This is a genomic window from uncultured Megamonas sp. (assembly GCF_958438645.1).
In the GTDB taxonomy this organism is placed as follows: Bacteria; Bacillota; Negativicutes; order Selenomonadales; family Selenomonadaceae; genus Megamonas.
This window is the reverse complement of the sequence record NZ_CAUBSM010000003.1, coordinates 189,213-215,300: the sequence shown is the minus strand read 5'-3', so window position 1 is coordinate 215,300 and position 26,088 is coordinate 189,213. Positions and strand designations below refer to the sequence as shown.

21 protein-coding genes, 1 other RNA gene and 1 CRISPR repeat array are annotated in these 26,088 nt (G+C 32.6%); of the genes, 17 read left to right on the top strand and 5 right to left on the bottom strand.

Annotated features, from left to right (window positions below; all coding sequences use genetic code 11):
- Window positions 1-13 precede the first annotated feature (13 nt).
- Both Q5I67_RS04300 and Q5I67_RS04295 read left to right on the top strand, forming a co-directional pair.
- Window positions 14-820: a DUF368 domain-containing protein gene (locus tag Q5I67_RS04300; RefSeq protein WP_302486463.1), complete on the top strand. Its 807-nt coding sequence runs from the start codon at window positions 14-16 to the stop codon at window positions 818-820.
- A 174-nt stretch (window positions 821-994) separates the two neighbouring features.
- On the top strand, window positions 995-2,260 hold the full coding sequence (locus Q5I67_RS04295; RefSeq protein WP_008537387.1) for an O-acetylhomoserine aminocarboxypropyltransferase/cysteine synthase family protein: 1,266 nt from the start codon (window positions 995-997) through the stop codon (window positions 2,258-2,260).
- Window positions 2,261-2,459: 199 nt separating this feature from the next.
- Window positions 2,460-4,001: direct repeats of the CRISPR family, unit length 30 nt; unit sequence ATTTAACTTTAACAATCGTTGTATTTGAAT.
- A gap of 49 nt (window positions 4,002-4,050) precedes the next feature.
- Here the strand turns inward: Q5I67_RS04295 and Q5I67_RS04290 are convergent.
- The 3 genes from Q5I67_RS04290 to Q5I67_RS04280 are packed head-to-tail and all read right to left on the bottom strand — an operon-like array spanning window position 4,051 to window position 6,669.
- Window positions 4,051-4,650, bottom strand: a complete 600-nt coding sequence (locus tag Q5I67_RS04290; RefSeq protein ID WP_296899406.1) for a lysine exporter LysO family protein — start codon at window positions 4,648-4,650, stop codon at window positions 4,051-4,053.
- A 21-nt stretch (window positions 4,651-4,671) separates the two neighbouring features.
- Entirely contained in the window at window positions 4,672-4,965 is a 294-nt protein-coding gene (locus tag Q5I67_RS04285; RefSeq protein ID WP_302486462.1) for a hypothetical protein, read from the bottom strand.
- A gap of 18 nt (window positions 4,966-4,983) precedes the next feature.
- A complete protein-coding gene (locus tag Q5I67_RS04280) occupies window positions 4,984-6,669 on the bottom strand; it encodes a DUF4127 family protein (RefSeq protein ID WP_302486461.1) in 1,686 nt (561 codons plus the stop codon).
- Window positions 6,670-6,853: 184 nt separating this feature from the next.
- On the opposite strand from Q5I67_RS04280, the gene Q5I67_RS04275 reads away from it, so the two are divergent.
- From Q5I67_RS04275 to Q5I67_RS04245, 7 genes are all read left to right on the top strand, one after another.
- Window positions 6,854-7,120, top strand: a complete 267-nt coding sequence (locus Q5I67_RS04275; RefSeq protein WP_204921481.1) for a cell division protein ZapA — start codon at window positions 6,854-6,856, stop codon at window positions 7,118-7,120.
- 114 nt (window positions 7,121-7,234) lie between these two features.
- Window positions 7,235-9,718, top strand: a complete 2,484-nt coding sequence (locus Q5I67_RS04270; protein WP_302486459.1) for a DUF3656 domain-containing protein — start codon at window positions 7,235-7,237, stop codon at window positions 9,716-9,718.
- A gap of 25 nt (window positions 9,719-9,743) precedes the next feature.
- Window positions 9,744-12,116, top strand: a complete 2,373-nt coding sequence (locus Q5I67_RS04265; RefSeq protein ID WP_302486458.1) for an endonuclease MutS2 — start codon at window positions 9,744-9,746, stop codon at window positions 12,114-12,116.
- A gap of 65 nt (window positions 12,117-12,181) precedes the next feature.
- The gene (locus Q5I67_RS04260; RefSeq protein WP_302486457.1) at window positions 12,182-14,344 is read left to right on the top strand and encodes a transglycosylase domain-containing protein; all 2,163 of its coding nucleotides are present in this window, start codon (window positions 12,182-12,184) and stop codon (window positions 14,342-14,344) included.
- A gap of 29 nt (window positions 14,345-14,373) precedes the next feature.
- Window positions 14,374-15,591 carry a tyrosine--tRNA ligase gene (gene tyrS, locus Q5I67_RS04255; RefSeq protein WP_296899393.1) on the top strand — a complete coding sequence of 406 codons (1,218 nt, stop codon included), beginning with the start codon at window positions 14,374-14,376 and terminating at the stop codon, window positions 15,589-15,591.
- A 283-nt stretch (window positions 15,592-15,874) separates the two neighbouring features.
- Window positions 15,875-16,606, top strand: a complete 732-nt coding sequence (locus Q5I67_RS04250; RefSeq protein WP_296899391.1) for a YebC/PmpR family DNA-binding transcriptional regulator — start codon at window positions 15,875-15,877, stop codon at window positions 16,604-16,606.
- Window positions 16,607-16,675: 69 nt separating this feature from the next.
- Complete coding sequence (locus Q5I67_RS04245; protein WP_302486456.1) at window positions 16,676-17,272, top strand: nitroreductase family protein; 597 nt, start codon at window positions 16,676-16,678, stop codon at window positions 17,270-17,272.
- Between the two features lie 49 nt (window positions 17,273-17,321).
- On the opposite strand, the gene Q5I67_RS04240 is transcribed toward Q5I67_RS04245, so the two are convergent.
- Window positions 17,322-18,560, bottom strand: coding sequence for a lecithin retinol acyltransferase family protein (locus Q5I67_RS04240; protein WP_302486455.1), 1,239 nt, complete (start codon window positions 18,558-18,560; stop codon window positions 17,322-17,324).
- Window positions 18,561-18,577: 17 nt separating this feature from the next.
- The gene (locus Q5I67_RS04235) at window positions 18,578-20,692 is read right to left on the bottom strand and encodes a hypothetical protein (RefSeq protein ID WP_302486454.1); all 2,115 of its coding nucleotides are present in this window, start codon (window positions 20,690-20,692) and stop codon (window positions 18,578-18,580) included.
- Window positions 20,693-20,888: 196 nt separating this feature from the next.
- Between Q5I67_RS04235 and ruvC the strand changes: the two genes are divergently transcribed.
- The 8 genes from ruvC (at window position 20,889) to rsfS (ending at window position 26,085) form a co-directional block, all read left to right on the top strand.
- Window positions 20,889-21,383 carry a crossover junction endodeoxyribonuclease RuvC gene (gene ruvC / locus Q5I67_RS04230; protein ID WP_008537374.1) on the top strand — a complete coding sequence of 165 codons (495 nt, stop codon included), beginning with the start codon at window positions 20,889-20,891 and terminating at the stop codon, window positions 21,381-21,383.
- Between the two features lie 46 nt (window positions 21,384-21,429).
- Window positions 21,430-22,047 (top strand): Holliday junction branch migration protein RuvA, encoded by a 618-nt coding sequence (ruvA, locus tag Q5I67_RS04225; protein WP_278402766.1) that lies wholly within the window; start codon window positions 21,430-21,432, stop codon window positions 22,045-22,047.
- Window positions 22,048-22,088: 41 nt separating this feature from the next.
- Entirely contained in the window at window positions 22,089-22,763 is a 675-nt protein-coding gene (locus Q5I67_RS04220) for a TrkA family potassium uptake protein (protein WP_270349786.1), read from the top strand.
- Window positions 22,763-23,557 (top strand): RNA methyltransferase, encoded by a 795-nt coding sequence (locus tag Q5I67_RS04215; RefSeq protein WP_302486453.1) that lies wholly within the window; start codon window positions 22,763-22,765, stop codon window positions 23,555-23,557. Before Q5I67_RS04220 ends, Q5I67_RS04215 begins: the two co-directional genes overlap by 1 nt.
- 41 nt (window positions 23,558-23,598) lie before the next feature.
- An RNA gene (gene rnpB, locus Q5I67_RS04210) (RNase P RNA component class A) lies at window positions 23,599-23,950 on the top strand.
- Window positions 23,951-24,088: 138 nt separating this feature from the next.
- Window positions 24,089-24,661, top strand: a complete 573-nt coding sequence (gene yqeK, locus Q5I67_RS04205; protein WP_302486452.1) for a bis(5'-nucleosyl)-tetraphosphatase (symmetrical) YqeK — start codon at window positions 24,089-24,091, stop codon at window positions 24,659-24,661.
- 242 nt (window positions 24,662-24,903) lie between these two features.
- Window positions 24,904-25,692: an LCP family protein gene (locus Q5I67_RS04200; protein ID WP_302486451.1), complete on the top strand. Its 789-nt coding sequence runs from the start codon at window positions 24,904-24,906 to the stop codon at window positions 25,690-25,692.
- Window positions 25,693-25,734: 42 nt separating this feature from the next.
- Window positions 25,735-26,085: a ribosome silencing factor gene (gene rsfS / locus Q5I67_RS04195; protein ID WP_296897715.1), complete on the top strand. Its 351-nt coding sequence runs from the start codon at window positions 25,735-25,737 to the stop codon at window positions 26,083-26,085.
- Window positions 26,086-26,088: the final 3 nt, after the last annotated feature.

The following is a 26,088-nucleotide window of genomic DNA, read 5'->3' as shown; positions in this document are numbered from 1 at the left end:
TTTGTTTACTTTTATGAGAAATTATGTTGTAACTTTTGCTAAATCTTTAGTTGTTGGTTCTACCATGTTGGTTCCTGGTGTCAGTGGCGGTTCTATGGCTATGATACTTGGGATTTACACTAAACTGATTTCTTCTGTAAGTTCATTTATGAAAAATAAATTTAGAAATTCTCTTTTTTTAGCTATATTTTTAGCTGGTTCTTTAATCGGTATTGTTTCTTTTTCTAAACCTATTTTGCACTTAATCGAAACTTATCCTATGCCTATGCTTTATTTCTTTATGGGTGCTGTAGCGGGCAGTGTACCTTTGATGTTTCGCGAGGCTAAATTAACTAAGTTTTCTTGGACAGTCCCTATATATGTCGCTATTGGTTTTTTAATTGTTCTGTTTTTTGAAATGTCTCCTATCAGTAATGTAACTACGAGTGATGCTACTAATTGGTATACTTATTTATTATTAGTTGTCGCTGGTTTTATAGCTGCTATTGCTCTTGTTTTACCGGGAATAAGCGTTTCTTATATGCTTTTATTGATGGGATTATATGATGAAACTATGCGTGCAGCTTCTGAATTTTATTTACCATTTTTAATTCCATTGGGATTTGGTCTAGTTGTGGGTATTTTACTAACTACTAAATTACTAGAAAATCTTATGCAAAACTATCCTCAACCTACTTTTTTAATCATCCTTGGCTTTATTTTAGGTTCTATCTTAGAACTTTATCCAGGTATTCCGCAAAATGAAGAAATTTTTATCTGTGCTTTAACTTTAATTTTAGGATTTGGTATCATTAAATATATTTCTTCTAAAGATGTTTAAACAAAAACTAGCAAGTATCTATTTTATTTACTTGCTAGTTTTTTTATCTAAAAATATATTCTACTTTTAAACATATTTACAATAAATAATTTTTCTCATGTATATAAATACTTTCTATTTTGCCCATAATGTTTTATAATATAATTTATATTTTACTAAGGAGGCTATTTTTTTATGAAAGACGCTACTAAATGTTTACATTCTGGATACAGCCCTAAAAATACTGAACCTCGTGTAATGCCGATCGTGCAAAGCACTACATATGTTTATGACTCTACTGATGATGTTGCTGCTGTTTTTGATGAACCTACTAAATCTTTAATTTATTCTCGTTTTGCTAATCCTACAGTTATGGCTGTTGAAAATAAAATTGCTGACCTCGAAGGTGGCGTTGGTGCTATGTGCACTACTTCTGGTCAAGCTGCTAACTTACTTGCTATTTTAAATATCTGCAATGCTGGTGATAGCTTTATCTCCACTACTCAAATTTATGGTGGTACTGTAAATCTTTTTGCTTTCACTTTGAAAAAATTAGGTATTGAATGTATCTTTGTTGGTCATGATGCTACTGATGAAGAAATTCATGCTGCGTTTAAACCTAATACTAAAGCTGTTTTTGGTGAAACTTTAGCTAATCCTGCATTGACTGTTTTTGATATCGAACGTTATGCAAATATCGCTCATGCTCATGGTGTTCCTTTGATTGTGGATAACACTTTTGCAACTCCTATTTTATGCAAACCTTTTGAATTTGGTGCTGATATCGTTACTCATTCCACTAGTAAATATATGGATGGTCATGCACTTCAAATCGGTGGTGTAATCGTTGATAGTGGTAATTTCAATTGGGACAATGGTAATTTCCCTGAATTAGTAGAACCAGATCCATCTTATCATGGCCTTTCCTATACAAAAACTTATGGTAAACAAGCTTATATTTTAAAAGCTAGAATGCAATTAATGCGTGATTTCGGTTGCTATCCAGCTGCACATTCTGCATTCTTATTAAACTTAGGTTTAGAAACTTTACCTGTACGTATGAAACAATACTGCGAAAATGCTCTTACTGTTGCTAAATACTTAGAAAGCAATGATAAAGTAGAAAGCGTTATGTATCCTGCTCTTGAAAGCAATGAATCTTATCCTCTTGCTAAAAAATATTTAAAAGGTTGCAGTGGCGTTATCACTTTTGTAATCAAAGGTGGCAAAGAAAATGCTGTTAAATTCATGGACTCCTTAAAATTAGCTTCCAATGAAGTTCATGTTGCTGATATTCGTACTTGTGTTCTTCACCCAGCAAGTGAAACACATCGTCAATTAACAGATGAACAACTTGAAGCTGCTGGTATCAATAGCGGTATGGTTCGTTTCTCTGTAGGTCTCGAAGATATCAATGATATTTTAGATGACTTAAAACAAGCTTTTGCTAACGTAAAATAATTCTCTAAAGGCATTTGTGTAAACAAGTGCCTTTTTATTTTACCAGCCATTTTTTAGTTTAAAACCTGAAATCCTTATAAATAAAGGATTTATTAAAAATCAAAAAATCAATCTCAATCGCTGGTAAAAAATCGCCTAAATATTGATATTTCAACCTTTATAAACTATAATAATTTATAAAAGTATTTATTTTACTGGCATTTAACTTTAACAATCGTTGTATTTGAATATTTATGGAAGTGGAAGCAACAGCGGAAGAAATAGAATTTAACTTTAACAATCGTTGTATTTGAATTTATCAGTCATGGCTCTGTTATGTTTAGCATAGAATTTAACTTTAACAATCGTTGTATTTGAATTTTTTATTCACTCCTTTATGCCGTAGCTACTTCTGCATTTAACTTTAACAATCGTTGTATTTGAATGAAAGACATGCATATCCAACAAAACAAGAAACAATATTTAACTTTAACAATCGTTGTATTTGAATTTATACTGCCAGATATTCCCATAGCAGTATTAAAATATTTAACTTTAACAATCGTTGTATTTGAATATGAATTATTTGATACTATAGAAAACCTAGAGATAGATTTAACTTTAACAATCGTTGTATTTGAATTACACACTTGCGGCTGGACTTTGATTTACTTTTAAAATTTAACTTTAACAATCGTTGTATTTGAATCTTGTAGAACTATCTTTTCCTGGATTTAATATTTCTATTTAACTTTAACAATCGTTGTATTTGAATGTATATATCTGAAGCATCTGAAATGGGATTGCGTATATTTAACTTTAACAATCGTTGTATTTGAATGATTGATTATCAAAACGATGAAGATAAGGAGTAATATTTAACTTTAACAATCGTTGTATTTGAATGTAATAAATGAAGTGAAAATGGGTAAAGATGGGCCTATTTAACTTTAACAATCGTTGTATTTGAATAATTACTCACGGAACATGGACAGGAAGTGTATATGTATTTAACTTTAACAATCGTTGTATTTGAATTTTTTTTGTAGTTGTATAGCTTTTACAATTACTGGATTTAACTTTAACAATCGTTGTATTTGAATTGATTTTGATAAGGGACTCAGATATGGGAAACACACATTTAACTTTAACAATCGTTGTATTTGAATTGTATATGGTCTTGGCGAATGGGGTTTGCTTGGCGGATTTAACTTTAACAATCGTTGTATTTGAATAAGGTTATGATTAGGACTTATCCTACATGTGAGCAAAATTTAACTTTAACAATCGTTGTATTTGAATAGAAATATTATCTAGTGGCGGTAAATGGTTAACAAAATTTAACTTTAACAATCGTTGTATTTGAATATCGCACTATAAATGGGCAGACAAAAAGATATATATTTAACTTTAACAATCGTTGTATTTGAATGGCTGTTTTGGCTATTTTCCCAGACTCTAAAACAGGATTTAACTTTAACAATCGTTGTATTTGAATTAAGAATGAAAGTATGCATGCACGCAGAGTAAAACAATTTAACTTTAACAATCGTTGTATTTGAATAAGTTATTTGCATTGTTGTTATTATTATATGAAATAATTTAACTTTAACAATCGTTGTATTTGAATTATGATGGATTAGCTTGGCAGACTAATAAAGTTGACATTTAACTTTAACAATCGTTGTATTTGAATTCTTGAATGTTGTATTGTTGAATTTCATCTATTACAATTTAACTTTAACAATCGTTGTACGAAAAATAAAAGCTGTAACAAAGAGAATTTCTCAATGTTACAGCTTTTTTTATTTTTATGATATAGAAAAGAAAAAGTTTATTAAAATTGGTACTGCTACTGAACATAATACACCATTAATCACAGATATAATAATAAATTCTTCACTACTATATTTTATAAGCATAGGGAGCGTTGTATCTTCACTTGTAGCTCCTGCCGCTGCTATCGCTACATATGGATTTAAATATTTTACTAATATTGGAATCATCATAAAAGCGATAAATTCTCTCATCAAACTACTTAAAAAGGCTATTGTGCCTATCTGTGCATTTGCAAGCGACTCGAGCATTACACCAGATAAACTATACCAACCCATAGATGCACCAATAGATAGACTATAAACTAAATTCATATTAAACAAATAGCCACAAATCATACCGCCAAAAATAGATCCAATAATTACACCTATAGGAATCAATAATATTGTCAAATTATAATTTTTTATCTTCTCAATTATAGATTCATTCATGCCCACGCTTATACCTACAGAAAACATCAATAAATATAAAACATAATCAGCCAATTCACTACATAAATCATGCCAACTATTATCAAAAATAAATTGACCACTTATAATTCCTAAAATCAATGCACATAATGCAATATAAACCATCTACAAACCTTCTTTTACTATTTAATTTTTTATAATGAATAATCTGCTAAAAATATATACCAATATTACTGAAAATAATGTTGGCAATATTGCAAATACTAAACTCTGTAAACCCATAGTTATCATTTTATGTGCAAAATTTTCCATACTGCCTAAATTTATTCCCATGATAAAAATAATTAAAGCTACTGCTATTAATTGCACTTTATTATTTAGACTAGCCACAAGTATCCGCTTATGTTCATTTACTTTTAATAGACAATATCCTACGACAACACCCACTATCATGATCAACGTTTCTATCAAGAAATCCACTCTCCTAAAATTTTATATTTAATTATTTAATCTATATAAATTTAATCTCACATCTAAATATACTTCAAAAGTTCTTGGCCATGGATAAAATACATCAACCTGTAAATTGCGAATAGTTAAATCGTATATTCCTTCTGGTGTTTGTACTTTAAAAGGCATTTTAAAAGCTTTACTATAATTTAATTGATTGGCTCGCCTTTGCATATCTAACTGTAATAAATCATTCATCCAAATATAATTATGTTCCATATCCAAATCATTTACATTTTCATAACCATGATTTCTTAAAGTAATATTTATTACGTCAATTACTTCCTTTAGATAATAATAATCTTCCATAAATCTTTCATAATTTATATTTAAACGATTATACTCCACTGCAAGCATGTCATTCGTCGTATTAAAAGTTGGCCTTATCGCCTTATAAATAATAGCATTTGCTAGTGCTGTTCCAATGGAATTACTAGCTGTATTCCAACCAGCATAAGAAGTTAATTCATTGATTGGCACATTTTCTTTTAATAATGTAGGAAATAATACTTCGCTTGCCGAAAAATGTTTACTCAAATCGACCAAAGCAACTTTTTTGCCTTGTTCTAAATATTTTTTTATCTTTAATGCAGATTGTCTCTGTGTAGATATATTTTCATCATCACCAATAAAAACATATAAAATCAAGCCCGCTTCTTGTGGAGAATTCACTTTTTTAGCATTTGCCATCACTAATTTTTCTTCTACAGTAGAACCTACAGAACCCGCCATAAATGGCATGACTGTACGCATAGCTTTCTCATCATTATATTCTACATACACTTTAGGTTGATAATTTGTCTTTGTCTGCACAAAATTAGCTAATAATGATAAAGCCACCTCATCTGCACCTTTAGTAATCATTACAACATCATCACTAATACCCAAAGAGTGTACATAATTTACAAGGCTTTTTTTCTCCATATTTGGTATGCCAAAATCTTCACCATCATCTTGACCAATCACTAATTTTGTTATAATGCCTTCCTTAGCTAAATTTATCAACTCTTTATTTAAAGCTGTATTGCGTCTAAACAAATCTAAATAAATATCTAAATCTTCTTGTTTGATATCTTCTTTTAAATCTGCCAATAATTTTATATCATCTTCATTTGCAAAAATACTTATCTCATCAATAAGACGAGATATCTTTATCATCTTTTTGCTATCACTTTCTAAAGTCGGCGGTGGTGTTATCCTTGGCAAAACATTAAAAGCATAAATGGGTTTATCTTTTGCCTTTATTTTTAAATCACGCATAAATTTCAATAAAGCCTGTGACTCATCTTGTTTTGTCCCTGATTCACGTGATGCCAATAATCCACCATGTAACAATTGATCAATAGATACAATCACACCATCAGATTTATCAATATTATCCATCAACCATCTTTGTATTTCTTTTGTATCACCTTGTCTTGTATAATAATCCATCATCTCCGATGGTGGTGTTATAATCTGCACGCCTGCCATTTTCCCTGCATCTATCACCATTTTTTGACATGGTGGCCTCGTATCTAATGGTATTAAAATTAATTTATATTTATAATTCTGTTGTAGCTCTACAGACGTCGCTGGTGGTAATTGAATAAAAATTAAATAATAAATAATCATCAAAGCCACTGCCAAAAGTGATAATAACCATTTTGGCTTTATATATAATTTTAATTTCATTTCTTATTTCTCCATAGATATTTACTTCTATATTTACTTCATTCTTAATATATTAAAAAATATATAAATTAGTGTCAAATTGATTTCATAACTTTAAAATACTTTGCTATAAAAATAGTATTAGTATATAATATGGATATATACTGAATATATGATGGCTTATTTTAAATATTAAGGTGATTTTATGAATAACAAAGTAACTGTAGAAATCTGGGGAGTAAAATATCCGCTCCGCTATACTAAAGATAGTGATATCAATGATATTCAAGAAGCTGCTAAGATTGTAGATGAAAATATTCGTCTTATAGCTAAACAAAATCAATATTTGCCACCTGATAGAGTAGCAATATTAACTGCACTTCAATTAGCTGAACAATTAATTCGCTTGAAAAAAGATTATAATGAATTTTGGGATATTCTCGATGAAAATCGCTCTAATAAACATAAATAAGCTAAAAAACAACACAAAGACATCCACTAATGGTAGGCATTTTATGGCACTACCATTTATTTTTTATAATCTGTGTATTATAATAAGCTAAGAAAATAACTGGAGGAAAATATTTTGATAGAATTATTAGCCCCTGCTGGAAGCATGGAAGCATTAAAAGCCGCAGTAGAAAGTGGTGCCGATGCTATTTATCTTTCTGGCAAAATGTTCGGTGCAAGAGCTTATGCCAATAATTTTGATGAACAAGGTCTAAAAGAAGCCATTGAATTTGCTCATTTACGCGATGTAAAAATTCATGTAACTGTTAATACTTTAGTAGATAATTCCGAAATACCTGCACTTGCAGATTACTTACGTTTTCTATATGAAATAGGTGCTGATGCTGTACTAGTTCAAGATTTAGGTGCGGCACGTTTAGCCAAACTCGTAGCTCCTGATTTACCATTACATGCTAGTACACAAATGACAGTGAATAATTTAGCTGGTGTCCTTGCTCTTCAAGAGCTTGGTTTTTCCCGAGTAGTTTTATCTCGTGAAGTAACATTAAAAGATATAATTCATATCTGCCGTAATAGTGATGTAGAAATTGAAGTTTTCGCTCATGGTGCCTTATGTGTATGTTATTCTGGTCAATGCTTAATGAGCAGTATGATCGGTGGCAGAAGTGGCAATCGCGGTCGCTGTGCTCAACCATGTCGTCTGCCTTATACTTTAGTTGATAAAAACAATAACAATGTTTTAAAAGATGCTGGACAATATTTATTGAGTCCTCGCGATATGAATACACTTGAATTAATTCCTGAACTAATCGAAGCTGGTGTCGTTTCTTTAAAACTTGAAGGACGCATGAAAAAACCTGAATATGTAGCTGTCGTTGTTGATGCTTACCGCCAAAAAATCGACTCTTATTATCAACATACAGAAATTCAAGAAGATGTTCAAAAAAATCTCTCTCAAATATTCAATCGTGATTTTACTACTGCTTATCTAGAGAAAAAACAAGGTAAATTCATGATGAGCGATAAACGACCAAATAACCGCGGTCGTCTCGTAGGTAGAGTAATTCGCTATGACGATAATAAACGTCAAGCTATCATGAAGCTCACAGATAATGTAAATGTCGGTGATACTATTGATTTTTGGGTAAAAGTCGGTGGTCGTGTAAGCACCAATGTATCAAAAATCATCTATAAAAATCAAGAAATAACTTCTGCTAGTGCTGGTATGGAAGTCATCATACCTGTACCAAATCGCGTACATCCGCATGACCGAGTATTTAAAGTATTTGATGCTCAACTCATGCAAAAAGCTCGCAGTTATTATACTAGTGCTTCACCAATACGCAAAATAAATTTAAATATCGAAGCTACCGCTAAACTCAATGAACCATTTATGTTAAAAGCTACTGATGAAGATGGTTATAGTGCTCAAATAACTAGCGATTTCATTGTTGAAACAGCTCTAAAACGTGCTATGGATGAAAAAACAGTACAAAAACAAATGGAACGTTTAGGCAATACTATTTATCAATTAGACAATTTAACTTGCACTATTGATGAAAATGTCATCGTGCCTATGAGCGTCATGAATGATACTCGCCGTTTATTAATTGAAAAATTAATGTCCATGCGTCTTGAAGCTTATCATCGTCCAGAACTTGCTAAAATTGATAATACTATTTGGCAACAAGATTTAGCTTCCAAATCATTAAATCAAATGAATAGACCTCAACTTGTAGTCGCTGTTGATACTATCGCTAAAGTACAGACAGCTATTGATAATCAAGCAGATATCGTTTTATTTGGCGGTGAATCTTATAATCATCAATTCATCACTGCTGAAATGTATGCTGAAGCTACAAGACTTTGCCGTGAAGCTAATATTAAAATTGCTTTTGCTACTCCTCGTATCATGCGCGATAATGAACAAACAGCCTTTACAAATTGGCTTACAAAAATAAAAGATATCGCTCCAGATATGATTTATGCACATACTTTAGCACAAATGTACTTAATCAAACAATTCACAGATATCACTATCTGGGCTGATTTCTCTTTCAATGTCTATAATGATGTAACTTTAACATTTTTAGATAATTATGGCATTAAAGGAGCCACTATTTCCCCTGAACTAAACTTTAAACAAATAAAAACATTAAATAATGCTTCTACTTTACCACTTGAATGTATCGTTCATGGTAATATGGAACTTATGGTATCTGAATACTGTGTGCTTGGCAGTTTCTTAGGCAATTTAGATAAAGGTACTTGTACAAAACCTTGCGAAAAAAATAATTATTGGCTTTGTGATCGCAAAAATGAAAAATTCCCTATCGTAACAGACCAATATTGTCATATGCATCTATTAAATGCTAAAGAGTTAAATATGCTCGCTCATGTTCCAGAATTTAGCAATCTTCATATTGACCGCATTCGCTTAGATGGCAGATATATCTCCAAAGAAAAATTAGCTAAATTCACTAAACTCTATAAAGAAATCATCATCGAAGGCAATAATCATCTCGCTTTAATGCCTGAAAATATCACTAAATATGAACAAAATATTACTCGTGGTCATTACTTCCGTGGAGTAGAATAATTTAAGGAAGGTATCTTTTTAACAAATGAATCAATCCGTATTTAAAACTTTAGAATATGCCAAAATTATCACTATGCTACAAAATATGGCTACTTCTAGTATGGGAAAAGAACTTGCCGAAAAACTATTACCAAGTAGCGATATCGATGAAGTAATTGAAAATCTTTCACATACACAAGAAGCTAGTAATATTCTAATTAGCTCTGAACCACCATTCGGCGGTATCCATGATATCCGTTCATTATTAAAGAAAACATCTTTAGGTCTTGTTGTTGAAATAAATTCATTACTTGATATTTTAAATACCATGTACGCAATGCGTAACCTCAAAAAATTCTTTAAAGAATTAGAAATCGATAGTCCCCAATTTAAAGAATGGGCAAAATCTATTGAAATCTTAGGGCAACTTGAACGTGAAATAGATAATATTGTCGATGAACATGGCTCTATGCGTGATAGTGCTAGCGTTGAACTTATGCGTATTCGCCGTGAAATCAAATCTTCACAGCGTCGCATCAAAACAAATCTTGATGGTATTTTAAAAAATCCTGATTATCAAAAATATTTTCAGGATAATATCGTTACTATCCGTGATGAACGCTATGTTATCCCTATCAAACAAGAATATCGTCAACATTTCCCAGGTGTCGTACATGACCAATCCTCTAGTGGTTCAACCTTATTTATCGAACCTATGTCCATTGTTGATTTAAATAATGATATCAAACAATTAGTCATTGATGAAAAACGTGAAATTGAACGCATCTTAAAAGTGATTTCTGAAAAAATAGCCAAAAATGCTGATAGTTTACTTCATAATTGTGAAATCATGGCTCAGTTAGACTTTGCTTTTGCTAAGGCAAAATTAGCCCGTAAAATGCGTGCTACTATGCCTGAAATCAACAATGAAGGTATTGTCAATTTAGCTAAAGCCCGCCACCCATTACTCAATAAAGACAATGTAGTTCCTATTGATATCAGACTTGGCGAAGGCTATCGCACTTTATTGATTACAGGGCCAAACACTGGTGGTAAAACAGTGAGCATGAAAACTTTAGGCTTATTAGTTTTAATGACTCAGTCTGGTCTTTTCATCCCAGTTCAATCTGGTTCCAAAATTTCCATTTTCCAAAATGTCTATGCTGATATCGGTGATGAACAAAGCATCGAACAAAGCCTCAGTACTTTTTCTGCTCATATGCGTAATATCGTAAATATCCTAAACAATATTGAACATGATGATTTACTCTTGCTCGATGAAGTAGGCTCTGGTACTGATCCAGAAGAAGGTGCTGCCCTTGCCATGTCAATCTTAGAAAAATTAATGGAAATCGGTGCTTGTACTGTAGCTACTACTCACTATAATGAATTAAAAACTTTTGCTTATTCTAAAGAAGGCATTGAAAATGCTTGTGTAGAATTTGATATCAAATCTCTTCGTCCAACTTATCGTTTATTGATAGGTACACCAGGTGCTAGTAATGCCTTTGCCATAAGTAAAAGATTAGGTTTATCTGATACTTTAATTTTACGTGCACAGCAACTCATCAAAGCAGATCATGCTCAATTTGAAAATGTATTAAATACACTAGAAAATGAAAAATTGATGTATGAACAAAAAAATGCTGATATTGCCGAACGTCAACAACGCATTGAAAAATTAGAAAAGCAACTTGCTGATATGAAGCAAGAAATGACTAGAAAGAAAGAACAAACACTTCGCAAAACTAAAGAACAATGTGCTAGCCTACTTCGTCGCACTCGTCGCGAATCTGAAGAAATCATCAAAGAATTGAAAGCTCAATTCAACGACCAAGGAATGAAAAAACGTCAGGAAACAATTGATGCTGCTCGTCATAAATTACGCGGTCGTTTGGATAAAGTAAGTCAACAAAACGATGATCCCAATAAACCAGGCGAAGCTGTTGATATCAAAACTATTGCTGTCGGCGATATCGTATATGTAAATAAACTCCGCCAAAAAGGCACTATTACTGATATCAATGGTAAAGAATTGACCGTTCAATTGGGCAGTTTAAAAATGAATGTAAAAGCAAAAGATTGTTCTTTCGTTTCTCATGCAGTAAAAGCAAAAGAAACTACATCAACTAATAAAAAAGCTGGTGGCTTCAATATGTTAGCTAAAGTCAGCCAAATTAGTACTGAAGTTGATGTCAGAGGTCTAATGGTTGATGAAGCTATTGAAGTTGTTAGCAAATATCTCGATGATGCTGTAATTTCTGGTCTTTCAAGAGTATTAATCATTCATGGTAAAGGTACAGGTGCTTTGCGTAAAGGAATTCAAGAATATCTCAAGCATCATCGCAATGTTTTGAGCTATACTCTTGGTGATATGGACGAAGGTGGCAGTGGTGTAACCGCTGTAAAATTGAAATAACGCAAATAATTACTATATTTTTATGACAACTGAACATAGTATTATAAATATTTGAGGTGTATTCTATGGATAAACAGCCTTTTAACGAAAATAAGCCATCTTCCAAACACTCAACTGAAAAAAAGAACAAAAAAAAATCTTTTGGTTTTAAAAAATTTTTCTTAAGTCTATTAACAGTTTTCATCGTTGTGTTTTTAGGAGTTGGTTGCGGATTAGTCGCTATTGGTATTGATGGAGATAAAGATGTTTCTGATATTCATCCACCAGCTTCATCTCAGATTCTCGATATGAATGGCAATTTAATCACCAATATTCACGCTACTGAAAATCGTACTTTAGTTAGTTTAGATAAAATTCCTGCTAATTTACAAAACGCTTTTATCGCTGTTGAAGATAATCGTTTTTATGAACATAATGGTATTGATCCGAGAGGTATTTTCCGTGCTATTTATTCAAATTTAGTAAGTGGTGAAGTATCCGAAGGTGGTAGTACTATCACTCAACAATTAGCTAAAAATGCCTTTTTATCACAAGACCGTACATTTAAACGAAAAATCCAAGAATTATTTATTGCCCTTCGTTTAGAAAGACAATATACTAAAGAAGAAATTTTAGAAATGTACCTCAATCAAATTTATTTTGGTAGAGGTGCCTATGGTGTGCAAGCCGCAGCTCAAACATATTTTGGTAAAGACGTAAGTCAATTGGATTTATCTGAATGTGCTATGCTCGCTGGTATACCTCGTAGCCCTAACTATTATTCACCACTTAATAATTTAAGTGCTGCCAATGAACGTAAAGCAGAAGTATTAGACCAGATGGTAAAATATGGTTATATTGATTCTGCTACAGCTACTAAAACAAAAGCTGAAAGTTTAAGACTTGTAAATCCTAAAGAAGAAGAAAAAAATAATACTGCTTCATATTTTATCGATTATATAACTCAAGAAATGATTGATAAATTCGGTGCAGATGCAGTTTATAAAGAAGGATTAAAAATCTATGTATCCATAGATATGAATATGCAAAAAGCTGCTGAACAATCTGTAAATAGTTTATTGCCAACTTACTATAGCGATGCTAACGGTCTCACTCAACCACAAGGGGCACTTGTTGCTATTGATCCCAAAACTGGATATATCAAAGCTATGGTTGGTGGTCGTGGCACTGACCAATTCAATCGTGCTGCACTCGCTGTACGTCAACCTGGTTCAGCTTTCAAACCATTTACATTTGCTACTGCATTAGAAAATAAAATGACACCTGATACAACAATCGAGGATACTCCATTTAAATTAGGTGATTGGCAACCACAAAACTATGACCGTACATTTAGAGGCACAGTATCTATGCGTCAAACAGCTATCAATTCTTTAAATGTGCCAACAATTCGTTTAGCTGAAAAATTATCCATAGATAAAGTTTTATTGACAGCTCAAAATCTAGGTATATCCACACTAGAATTAAATTCTAAAGAAGCTAATGATAAAAACTTAGCCGCATCTATCGGTGGTCTTACAAACGGGGTAACTGTTCTCGATATGGCTGGTGCTTATAGTGCTTTTGCTAATCATGGTGTTTATACAAAACCAACTGCCATCGTCAAAGTCGTAGACCGCAAAGGCAAGACCATTTATGAACATAAACCTGAAACAAAACAAGTTCTATCAGAACGCACAGCTACTTTATTGACAGATATGCTTGAAGATGTCATCACTAAAGGCACAGGTAAAGCTGCTAATATCAATAGACCTGCTGCTGGTAAAACAGGAACTACAGATAATTATCAAGATGCTTGGTTTGCAGGTTATACACCTGATTTAGTCGCTGTCGTATGGATGGGCTGTGATGATAATGATGTTATGCCTGGTATTACAGGTGGTACTACTCCTGCAAAAATCTGGCAAAACTTCATGAAAACAGCACTAGCTTCTATACCTGCTAAAAACTTTGACGGTTCAGATACTTCCATTGATAATCCTGTTCAAAGTGTGGAAAGCAATGCTAAGACTACAAATAAAAATGTTTCTCATGAAAAAGAAAAACCATCAAAAGAAACACCTGATAAGCATAAACCTGTTCCTAATGAACAAGCAAATCCAAATGATGCTCAACAGCCAATTGATGAAAATGAACCAATTGAAGAAAATATTGAGCAACCATCTGTTACTGTTCCAAGACAAAATTTACCTGAACCAAGTATTCAACAAGGCAAAGGGTTAAATTAATAGATAATCATATATTAGGAGGATTTTTTGTGAGCGTATTTGATACACTTAAAGAACGTGGTTACTTAGCTCAAGTAACTCACGAAGAAGAATTAAAAAAAGCTTTAGAAACTGAGCAAGTTACATTTTATATGGGATTTGATCCAACAGCAGACAGCCTTCATGTTGGCCATTTCTTAGCTTTAATGGCTATGTCTCATATGCAAAAAGCAGGTCATCGCCCTATCTGCTTAGTTGGTGGCGGTACTGGTACTGTAGGCGACCCTTCTGGTCGTACAGATATGCGTAAAATGTTAACTGATGAAGATATCGAACATAATTGTAATTGCTTCAAAAAACAAATGGAACGCTTTATCGATTTTTCCGATGGTAAAGCTTTAATGATCAACAATGGCGATTGGCTTCGCAAATTAAATTATATTGAATTACTTCGCGATGTTGGTCCACATTTCTCTGTTAATCGCATGCTTACTGCTGAATGCTATAAACAACGTTTAGAACGTGGCTTAACATTCCTCGAATTCAATTACATGATCATGCAGGCTTATGACTTCATGGAATTAAACCGCCGTTATGGTTGCGTACTTGAATTAGGTGGAGATGACCAATGGTCTAATATTATCGCCGGTGTTGAACTCATTCGTCGTAAAGAAGCAAAACCTTCTTATGGTATGACATTCAATCTTCTCACTAATAGTGAAGGCAAAAAAATGGGTAAAACAGCAAAAGGTGCACTTTGGCTCGATCCTAAAAAGACTTCTCCATATGATTTCTATCAATACTGGAGAAATGTTGCTGATAGCGATGTAGAAAAATGTCTTGCTCTTCTCACATTCTTACCAATGGACGAAGTTCGTCGCCTCGGTAGCTATAAAGACCAGAAAATCAACGAAGCAAAACAAGTTCTCGCTTATGAAGTTACAAAACTCGTTCATGGCGAAGAAGAAGCTAAAAAAGCTCAAGAAGCTGCTCAAGCACTTTTCAGTGGTAAAGGTAATATGGACAATGCTCCTACTATCACTATTACTGAAGCAGACTTTGGCAAAAAATTACTTGATATCTTAGTAGATAATAAAGTATTTGAATCCAAAGGTGCAGGTCGTCGTCTAATCGCTCAAAATGGTGTATCCATCGGCGATGACAAATGGACTGATGTAGAAAAAGTATTAACAGCAGAAGACCTTGCAAATGGCGACATGATCGTTCGTAAAGGTAAAAAGAAATTCTACCGTTTAATCAAAGCATAAAAATCATAAAATTATAAACGAAAAGCTAGAATATATTCAGTAATAATATTGATATATTCTAGCTTTTTTATTTTTATCCATAGACTATAATTACTATATTCGATTTATTTCTTTATCAACAAAAATGAATACTTTAAATGATTTGCAAAGACTCGTTTTTTTATGGTATACTCTAAAAAGATATTTTCTTACAAAATTTTATCTAAATCTTAAAATTTTATTTACTTATCTAGTACATATTAGATAATTTATAGTTTAATTTATTAAGGAGTGCGTTTAAAAGATGTCAGGACATTCTAAATGGGCCAATATTAAACGAAAAAAAGGTGCAAATGATGCTATTCGTGCAAAAATGACTACAAAAATTGGTCGTGAAATCACAATTGCTGTTCGTATGGGTGGTGCTGACCCTACTGGTAATATGCGTCTTAAATTAGCTTTAAGCAAAGCTAAATCTAACAATATTCCTAAAGATAATATCAATCGTGCTATTCAAAAAGGCTTAGGTGCTTCTGATGGTAGCAATTACGAAGAATTAATTTATGAAGGTTACGGTCCAGCGGGTTCTGCTGTTATGCTCGAAGTTATGACAGATAACCGTAATCGTACAGCTGCTGATATTCGTCATTTATTCTCCAAATACGGCGGAAACCTCGGCGAAACTGGTTGCGTAGGCTGGATGTTCCACAAAAAAGCAATCTTTGTTGTAGACAAAGAAGCTTTCGATGATGAAGAAAGCCTCATGATGATTGCTCTTGATGCTGGTGCAGAAGACTTCAAAGCAAATGATGATTCTTTTGAAATCACTGCTGCTCCTGAAGATTTCGATGCAATCTCTCAAGCATTAGAAGAAAACAACATTGAAACAGTTGAATCCGAAATCACTATGATTCCTGATACTACTGTTAAAGTTGAAGGCAAAGACGCTGAAAAAATGCAGACTCTTATCGATATGCTTGAAGAACATGATGATGTTCAAAACGTTTATTCCAACTACGAAATGGACGAAGAATAAAATAATCTTTAGACGCAGTAATAAACTGCGTCTATTTTTATCTAAAGATATATAATCGAGGTATTTATCATGGAATTTTTACAAGCCTTAAAAAATCGTCGCAGTATCTATAATTTAGGCACTAATGTCACTTTATCTAATGAAGAAATAACTTCTATCATCTCTGATTGCCTAAAATATAGCCCATCTGCTTTTAACTGCCCTACTACAAATGTTATCATCGCCTTTAGTGAAAAACATCAACAGATTTGGCAAATCACTACAGATATTTTAAAAGAAAAATTAGCTAAAAAAGAAGAAACTTTCGCTGTGGCTCAAAATAAAATCAATAAATTCAAAGCTGGCATTGGCACTATCTTATTTTTTGAAGACACAGAAATCATCAATGAATTAAAAGAAACTTATGCTATGTATGCTGAAAATTTCTCCACATGGTCAAATCAAGCAAATGGTATGCTTCAAAATAATATCTGGACAGCATTAAGCCAAGCAAATATCGGAGCTAACCTTCAGCATTATAATCCTTTGATTGATGATAAAATCAAAGAATTATTCTCTATTCCTGATACATGGAAATTAACAGCACAAATGCCATTTGGTAGCATTGAAGCACAGCCAAATGAAAAATATATTGAAGATATTTCCACTCGCTTAAAAATCTATTAAAAGCAAAAAGAACTGATTATTTAAAATCAGTTCTTTTTTTCTTCAAATTTTAATTTTTTTCTTGTGGTTTTTCTGTCAATGATAATTTTTTATTGTTTGGTAAACTCATTTTTGCTTGTTTATCTTCTAAGATAAATTTATTTAATTGCGTTTTATCTTCTATGCTTAAATTATCTTTAATTAAATTTGTTATTATATTTTGCGTTAAATTGCCTGTTTGTTCTAATATTTTATCTTTGCTATTAATGAAACCACTTATAATTTGCTGTTGTCTAATCTCTAAAGACTTTAACTGCATATCATGATGTTTCATTTGAGCATTCATATCATTTTGAATTTGTTGAGAGTATAATTTGTGTGCTGGCGTTCCTTCAGGATATTTTTCCAATATAGATAATAAATTTGGCAATTTTTCTGTATTATATTTATCATTATCAGCTACTATCCTATCATTTAATTCTTTATACATATTTTCAATATCTTTTATGATAGGCAACGAAGCTCTTTCAATTATTTCAATTCTATTGTTAGTAATCTGCGTCAATTGTTCTTGCATTGCTATGATTGTCTGTGCCATCACAGTGAAGCCTTTTGCTTTCGCTTCTTCTACTAAAATTTTAGCTTCCGCTTCATCTCTTAATAATTCCATTTGAGCCTGTTTTATCAGTTCTACGCGTTCCGTTTCCATTTCTGACAAGCGAATTTTGGCTTCCGCTTCAATTTGTGCTATTTTCACTTTATCTGGTTCATAATTATAATTAGTAGTGGTACGACTGCCACTGCTAGAACCGCCAAACCAGCTCTTTATTGTAGACCATATACCCATAAAATCATTCTCCTTGCGTTTTGTAAAAACTTTTTCTACTTGATGACTGCGAAATCTTCCCAAAGTACATACATTGGCAAAATGTTCACAGTTGTTAAAAATCAAATTATAACCCTTATCGCCTAAACAAGCTCTAGCATAAGTTACTATTTGTTCAGGTGAATATAAATCAGCAAATTCCTCATCAGTATATTCTTTTACTTCCAATATACCGCCTTTTAAAAAGTAAGATAAATCTGTCTGTATTACTTCTGGCTTTGACCAATCCAATATACTGTCATCATCTTTCCCTGTGAAGTGGATTACTTCTTCATCAGATACATAAATACCATGATGAGCGTATAAGCCATTCATTCTTTGTACGCGGATATGGTCGCCTTTTTGAGGCATTTTTTGTACCCATATTTCTTCCTCTTCTGATATACAAGGCACTTCATAGTTGGGAAAGACATTTGTACTCATTAAATCGTAATTGTTCATTATTTTTTCATTAAACCTTTACGCATTTTAAAAATCAATGAATTATACGCTTTTTCTCGATTAGCTTGTTCTTGGCTATACGCTTTGATATCTGCTAAATACATATAATAATTTTTCTGCTTTAATTTAGCAAACTCATTCAATACTTCTTGTGAAATTTGTTCTAAATTATTATCTGCTACAAATTGTATAATTTCATTGATTTGAATATCGATTAAATTATCAATCCAACGCAAGATAAAGATTTTATCTGCTTCTTTTTTGCAATTAAAGATGATATTCTGCAATGCTTTTTGTAAATTCATGGTGCGAGCATAGAGTTCTTTTTCCACTTCAAATTTTTCTTGCAAATCGCCACAATTTTGGAATACGTATTGTTGATAGATATTTTTGCGTTCTTCAAGATAAAAATTATCAACAGCGATTTTATAATCATTTAAAACGTAAATTGCCTGCATAATGATAGGTGTTTCTTGCTCTTCTTTTGCTTCGATATCGCCTTTTAATCCTCTTGCTATCATTGGTTGGAGTTTTTCTTCAATGGTGAAACGCAATTTCTGCCAATCTTCATACCATTTTTGCCAAACTTCTGCTTCTATATCATCTTCTTCACATCTGTGTTTTAATTCTTCATATTGTTTAGTCTTAAATACCTTGTAATCTTCATTCCATTTAAACCATACTTCAACTGCTTTGATGATAAAATCGCGATTATGTTCAAAGAAATCTATTTTTTGCAATGCTTTATTCACTATTTTAGCCGTGTTTTCAGCTATTAGTGCAAAACTTGCACGTTCTTTTTTCTCTAACTGTGCCAATTCATAAATAGCATTATCGCCATCATCGATTTCATTGATAGTGTATTCGATATCATCCGCTTGTTGTTTTACCTTTAATAAATTCGCTTTTACTTTATCCATGCCCAAAGCTAATTTATCTTTAAAATAATACTGGCGATTTTTTAATAATTCATTTTCTGCCTCTGTTAAATTGCTATCATCTTTATATGTTGCTGATAATTGCAAACCTATTTGATTGCAGTCTTGAATGACACTTTCTTTTTGCTGTTCAAAATCAGCTAAGTATTCCATAAGTTCATCTATCCATTTTTGAACAGCTTCATAATATTTGATAATGGATTTATCAATGGAAGCATTATCGTATTTATTTAATAATGTCGTATAATCAAAATTAGCAGTTATAGTCTTCACTTCTTCACACTCTGCTAATTGAGTTTCTATTTCGCTCAATACTTGCAATAATTTCGGTTTTTCAAAATATATTTTCTTATATAAATCAGTGATTTCAGCCTCATCAAATATAGGCCAAAGCTCATTTTCTCTAAATAAATCCAAAGTGAATTGCAATCTTTCTTTTTCTGTGTACAATGGATTATTCTCTGATATATTTTTTTCATACTCATTATTTTGTATTAAATGATAGCTACAAGGCATTAAAAAAGCATTATCTCTATTTTCATCATTTTTTAATTCATCTAAATCCAAAACCATAAATTTTTCATTAGAAGGAGTTTTTTCAATAGTAATCCAAATTTTATATCCTTTCAATCTATAATCAGAAGAATTTTCTTTTATAAATGGACAGGATTTATCTTCTACAAAATGTATTAATTCCTGTTTCTTAGGAAATTCCCAATTAGGTATATTGTCCGTGGTATATTTTTTTAAAAGTTCCTCAGCTTCTTTGAATTCATAACAATACATAGAACCTTTATTATTTGGGTTTTCTCCTTTATTCCATAGAAAATAATCTAAATTAGCCCATAGTATACCTGTTGTTTTATCCATTAATATATGTTGTTTATTTTTAAAGAAATACCAACGCTGATTTTTTATTGCTTCGAGAATTCTATCAGTTGCTGTAGAAGATAATTTATCAATTTCACCATTAATATTTTTTATTTTTCCCTGCACTGATTGTAGTTGTTGTTTTAAATTATTTTGACTGCCTATTAATTGAGCTTGCATTTTATTCAATTCTTGTATTTTTTGAGCATTATGCTCATTTTCTTTACCTTCACATTGTTCATTTAATATTTGAATTTTATCCAATAATTCTTGTTGTCTTGCTTTTAAATTTTCTAATTTACTCATCGTATTGCTCCTTTTATGTATTATTGCTTAATGTTTTTTATATAATATTATATCCCCCTAGATATATTTAGTGTACATATCTTTATATATTTTTACATAAAACTCTAAAATCCCTTTTATTTTATTTTTTTTCTTATCATGATATAATGTGAACTGCACATTTTTGCTAAATTTGATATACTAAAAGGAGGATTTTATGCTTGCTTTAGGTATTGACCCTGGGACTGCTATCTGTGGCTATGGTCTTGTAGATATGCAAGGAAGCCGTCTAAAAGCCATTGAATATGGAGCTATTTTGACAAGTCCACAGATGCGACCACAAGATAGATTATTAAAAATTCATCGTGAACTTACAGATATTATTCAAAAATATAAACCTGATGTAATGGGCGTAGAACAATTATTTTTCAATCGCAATGTAACTACTGCCATTCCTGTCGGTCAAGCTCGTGGTATCGTCTTATTGACCGCAGCCGAAAATCAAATTGAGTTAGTTGAACGCACACCGCTACAAATCAAGCAATCAGTAGTGGGCTTTGGCAGAGCGAGTAAAGAACAAGTCATCTATATGGTAACAAAATTGCTCCATCTTCCTGAACCGCCAAAACCTGATGATGTCGCCGACGCTCTAGCTGTAGCTATCTGTACTACTCATTGTATGAATAGCCTCACATGGCGAAATAAATTATAATTAAATTAATAATGGATTAATAAATAAATTAACAAGGAAAGATTTTATGATAGGATATTTACAAGGAAAAGTCACTTATATTGCCAGTGATTTTTGCTTTATTGATGTTCATGGTGTCGGCTATCGCGTATTTATCAGCACTAGCACACGTGCAAAACTGAAAATAAATGAAGAGATCAAACTCTTTACTTATTTAAGCGTGCGTGAAGATGCCATGTTATTATATGGTTTCATCAATCAATTAGAATATGATGTCTTTTGCAAATTAATTTCCGTATCTAAGATTGGCCCTAAAGCTGGGCTTGGTCTGCTCTCTAGTCTTTCTAGTGAAAAACTCATCTGGGCTATCCAAAATAAACAAGTCAGCCTACTCACCAATGCCCCTGGGATTGGCAAGAAAACAGCTGAACGCATTGTTTTAGAATTAAAAGATAAATTAACTGAACTCAACTTAAGTATTTCCGATGAAGTCTTAGATCAACCAATCTTGATTGATACACCTAGCGAAGATGAAAAAATAGATATGTATGAAGAAGCAACGCAAGCCCTTCTTTCTCTTGGCTATACAAAACCAGAAATCAATTCTGTACTCAAAAAAGCTGGCAATATGACTAATACAGAAGATATTATTAAATTTGCACTCAAAGAATTATCCTTAAGTTAAAATTAAATTAAGTAGAAGATTAAATAAAGGAGTTTTTTATTATGAAATTTTCTCCACAAAATGAACGTCAATTTGCCGTAGTCGGTCTTGGCAGATTTGGCAGAAATATCGCAAAATCCCTTCATGAAATGGGCTATGATGTTCTTGCTATTGATAAAGATATGGAAAAAGTCCAAGACTTTAGCCATGAAGTAACTCATGTAGTTCAAGCAGATACTACAGATGAAGAAGCACTTCGCTCTTTAGGTATTTTAAATTTTGATGTTGTAATCGTGGCTATCGGTGATGATACTGAAGCTAATATCATGACTACACTTCAATTAAAAGAAATCGGTGTTCCTTATATCGTTGCTATCGCTAAAAGTCCATTGCAAATCAAAGTATTAGAAAAAATCGGTGCTAACCGCATTGTTGCTCCAGAACGAGATATGGCTCGTCGTGTTGCCTATAACCTTGCTTCTACAAATATCATGGATTATATTGAATTATCACCAAAATTCAGTATCGTGGAAATCGCTATTCCTAAGGCCATTCGCAATAAAACACTCAGTGAATCAAACATTCGTGCTAGATATGGCTTAAACGTTGTTGCTATCAAACGCCATGATAATTTAATTATTTCTCCACTTCCTACAGAAGTTTTACTCGAAAATGATATCGCCATCGTTGTCGGTAGCAACGAAAGCATCAATGGCTTGGAGGCTCTAGAAAAATAATGGAGCTAATCACAAGTCTAACCAATGCCAAAGTTAAAATGGCTTTAAGCCTTCAACAAAAAAAATATCGCGATAAATATCAATTATTTATATTAGAAGGTATTCGCAATGCTGAAATGGTTATCGCCAAAAAGATTTCTGTGCAAATGTGTTTTTTCACGCAAAAAGCCTTTACAAATGAACGCGGAAAATCCATTTTGGAACAATTAAATTGTCCTTGTTTTGAACTTCCTGAACATATTTATCAAAAAATCAGTGACACTCAATCTCCACAGGGATTGATGTTGATTTTACCTATACAAAATCATAATTTAGATGATTTAACTACAATAAACAAATCAGGACTTTATCTGATCTTAGACAGATTACAAGATCCTGGAAATATCGGCACCATCATTCGCACAGCTGACGCTATGGGGGTAAAAGCTATTATCTGTCTAAATGGAACGGCTGATATCTATTCCCCAAAAGTAGTGCGTTCTGCCATGGGATCTTTATTCAATCTCCCTATAATCACTAAAATTTCTGCACAAGATTTATTATCTTTTTGCCAAAATCATAATTTAACGCTTTACGCTACAGCTTTAGATAGTAGTGCTAAAGCCTCATGGGATATTTCCTATCCTCAAGATTGTGCTATTATTTTAGGCAATGAAGCCAATGGTGTTTCTGATAATCTATTAGACAAATGTAATGCTAAAATATACATTCCGATGAAAGGCGATGCAGAGTCTTTAAATGTGGCCAATGCTGGTTCGATGATTATGTATGAATATTGTCGCCAAAACATTTGACCACAGTTAAAATCAATGCTATAATCTAATAGCTAAAGACATGAGTATGAAAGATAATCGCGTATACTTTTTGTATATGAGGAAAGTCCGGGCTCCACAGGGCAATGTGCTGGATAACGTCCAGCGAGGGTGACCTCAGGGAAAGTGCTATAGAAACTTAAACCGCCTATGAAAATAGGTAAGGGTGGAAAGGTGCGGTAAGAGCGCACCAGCGTGCAGGTGACTGTACGGCTAGGTAAACCCCACATGGAGCAAGACCGAATAGGGAAGGGATGAAGTGGCCCGCTGAGCCTTCCGGGTTGTGTCGCTAGAGCTTATAGGTAACTATAAGTCCAGATAAATGATTATCACCACGCAAGTGGAACAAAACTCGGCTTATTGATTACTCATATCTTTAGTAAAAACTGCCTTACCGGCAGTTTTTTTATTTTAACTATTTGATTTTTAAGCTAAATATATTAAAATATATTTAGAAATAAATATTTATATTAATAAAACTTATTTTAATCTAAGATAAAGAAGGAGTTTCTTGTGGATATTAATCAAATGCAAACTATTTTACAATCAAATTTGAAACCTAATCGTTACGCTCATTGTCTTGGTGTAATGGATACTGCAATCATCTTAGCTAAACGATTTGGCGTAGATGAAGAAAAAGCTGCAATTGCTGGCTTAATACACGATTGTGCACGAGAGTTTGCAACTGAAGATTTAATTGCTGAATGTGAAAAACGTCATCTCTATATTACTGATATTGACCGTCAATTGCCTATTTTGATGCATGCTCCACTTGGTACAGCCATTGCTAAAGAAAAATATGATGTACATGATACTGCTATTTTAAAAGCAATCGCTTCTCATACTGTTGGTGGTGCTAATATGTCAAAATTAGATAAAATTGTTTATCTTGCCGACATGATCGAACCTCATCGCAATTATGAAGGCTTAGATAAACTTCGTAAACAGGCTATGACGCAAGACCTTGATACAGTCATGATAAGTGCTTTTGACCAATCCATATTATTTATTATGCGTAAAGGACATACTATTCACCCTTACACAGTAGCTGCGCGTAATGAAATTCTCCTCCAACGAGAATTATAATATGCTCAAAAAAAAAATCTACTGTTTCTACAAAAAACAATACTAAACGAAAACATAAAAAGCCACTTATTAAACGTATCCGCATTGGTCGTTTATTACTTGTACTCATACTTTTATCTAGTATTGTCTACGGTTCATACATCGTAATTTCTGAGATTTACTCTTGGGGTAGTTTTAAATACGCTCAATATAAAGAAGCACATCCTAGTAAACCACAAAAACCACCTATTCCCCCACAATTTGTGGATAAAAAATTTGAAAACTATACTAATATTTTATTCATTGGTATAGATGACAAACCTGTTGAAGGCATTGCCGAGGCTGGACGTTATGCAGATGCTCTCATGCTCGTAAGCATGGATCACACTAATGGAGAAATCAGGTTTTTATCTTTACCTAGAAATATAAAGACCACTATGGACGGTCGTAAAGATCCTGAATATCTCAGCTTTACTTATTATTATGGTGGAGCTCCTCTTGCTGTAAATACAGTATCTCAACTATTGAATATACCAATTACTCAATATGTTGCTCTAGACCGTAAAAGTTTAGCTAAATTCGTAGATACCATTGGCGGTATTAATCTCTATGTGGAAAGTAATATGGATTATGACGACCCTGTAAGTGGTACTTCTATTCATCTTACACAAGGCTATCAACATCTGACTGGCGATATGTCCCAACAATATCTGATTTTCCGCAATGATGATTTAGGCGATATAGGTCGCGTTCAACGTCAGCAAAAATTTGCCAAAGCTTTATTTGAAAAAATGATGTCCTTAGAAACAATTCCTACCCTACCTACAATTCTTGATATTTGGGAAGATAACATCGATACGAATATTAATATATTAGATATCTCCAATCTTCTTGATTTGCTAGATACGCTAAGTACGAATGAAATAAAAATAAAAATGCTTCCAGGCAATATGAGCCCAACAGGCGATTGGATACCGGATAATGCCCGTGTAGAACAAGAAATAAATGAAATGTTCCCTCCTCTTCCAGAGGAAACAAATGATGATGAATAACAAAATATATAAATAAATTATTATAGAAAGGCAAGTGTTTATATGACCCTAAATTCTCAAGAAAAAAGCCAATTAATAGCAAAGGCTGCTAGTGATAAAAAAGCATTAGATATCATGATCATGAATATGCATGATTTGACTACTACTACTGATTATTTCATCGTATGTAGTGCTACAACAACTACTCAAGTTCGTGCTATTGCAGATAATATCGAAGATGAAATGACTCAAGCTGGCGAAGAATTCTTGCATAAAGAAGGCTATCAAAATGCTGAATGGATATTACTAGATTATGGTAATTGCATCGCTCATATCTTTACTGAAGAAGCTCGTCGTTTCTACGGTTTAGAAAGTTTATGGGGCGAAGCTCCTACTGTTGAATACGAAGATTAAACA

Bases quoted from the DNA above. Each gene is read 5' to 3' on its own strand.
- Q5I67_RS04300 (WP_302486463.1), top strand. From the start codon at position 14: ATGAGAAATTATGTTGTAACTTTTGCTAAATCTTTAGTTGTTGGTTCT.
- rsfS (WP_296897715.1), top strand. From the start codon at position 25,735: ATGACCCTAAATTCTCAAGAAAAAAGCCAATTAATAGCAAAGGCTGCT.
- Q5I67_RS04240 (WP_302486455.1), bottom strand. From the start codon at position 18,560: ATGAGTACAAATGTCTTTCCCAACTATGAAGTGCCTTGTATATCAGAA.
- ruvA (WP_278402766.1), top strand. From the start codon at position 21,430: ATGATAGGATATTTACAAGGAAAAGTCACTTATATTGCCAGTGATTTT.
- Q5I67_RS04235 (WP_302486454.1), bottom strand. From the start codon at position 20,692: ATGAGTAAATTAGAAAATTTAAAAGCAAGACAACAAGAATTATTGGAT.
- ruvC (WP_008537374.1), top strand. From the start codon at position 20,889: ATGCTTGCTTTAGGTATTGACCCTGGGACTGCTATCTGTGGCTATGGT.
- Q5I67_RS04295 (WP_008537387.1), top strand. From the start codon at position 995: ATGAAAGACGCTACTAAATGTTTACATTCTGGATACAGCCCTAAAAAT.
- Q5I67_RS04290 (WP_296899406.1), bottom strand. From the start codon at position 4,650: ATGGTTTATATTGCATTATGTGCATTGATTTTAGGAATTATAAGTGGT.
- Q5I67_RS04275 (WP_204921481.1), top strand. From the start codon at position 6,854: ATGAATAACAAAGTAACTGTAGAAATCTGGGGAGTAAAATATCCGCTC.
- Q5I67_RS04245 (WP_302486456.1), top strand. From the start codon at position 16,676: ATGGAATTTTTACAAGCCTTAAAAAATCGTCGCAGTATCTATAATTTA.
- Q5I67_RS04220 (WP_270349786.1), top strand. From the start codon at position 22,089: ATGAAATTTTCTCCACAAAATGAACGTCAATTTGCCGTAGTCGGTCTT.
- Q5I67_RS04260 (WP_302486457.1), top strand. From the start codon at position 12,182: ATGGATAAACAGCCTTTTAACGAAAATAAGCCATCTTCCAAACACTCA.
- Q5I67_RS04215 (WP_302486453.1), top strand. From the start codon at position 22,763: ATGGAGCTAATCACAAGTCTAACCAATGCCAAAGTTAAAATGGCTTTA.
- Q5I67_RS04250 (WP_296899391.1), top strand. From the start codon at position 15,875: ATGTCAGGACATTCTAAATGGGCCAATATTAAACGAAAAAAAGGTGCA.
- Q5I67_RS04265 (WP_302486458.1), top strand. From the start codon at position 9,744: ATGAATCAATCCGTATTTAAAACTTTAGAATATGCCAAAATTATCACT.
- Q5I67_RS04280 (WP_302486461.1), bottom strand. From the start codon at position 6,669: ATGAAATTAAAATTATATATAAAGCCAAAATGGTTATTATCACTTTTG.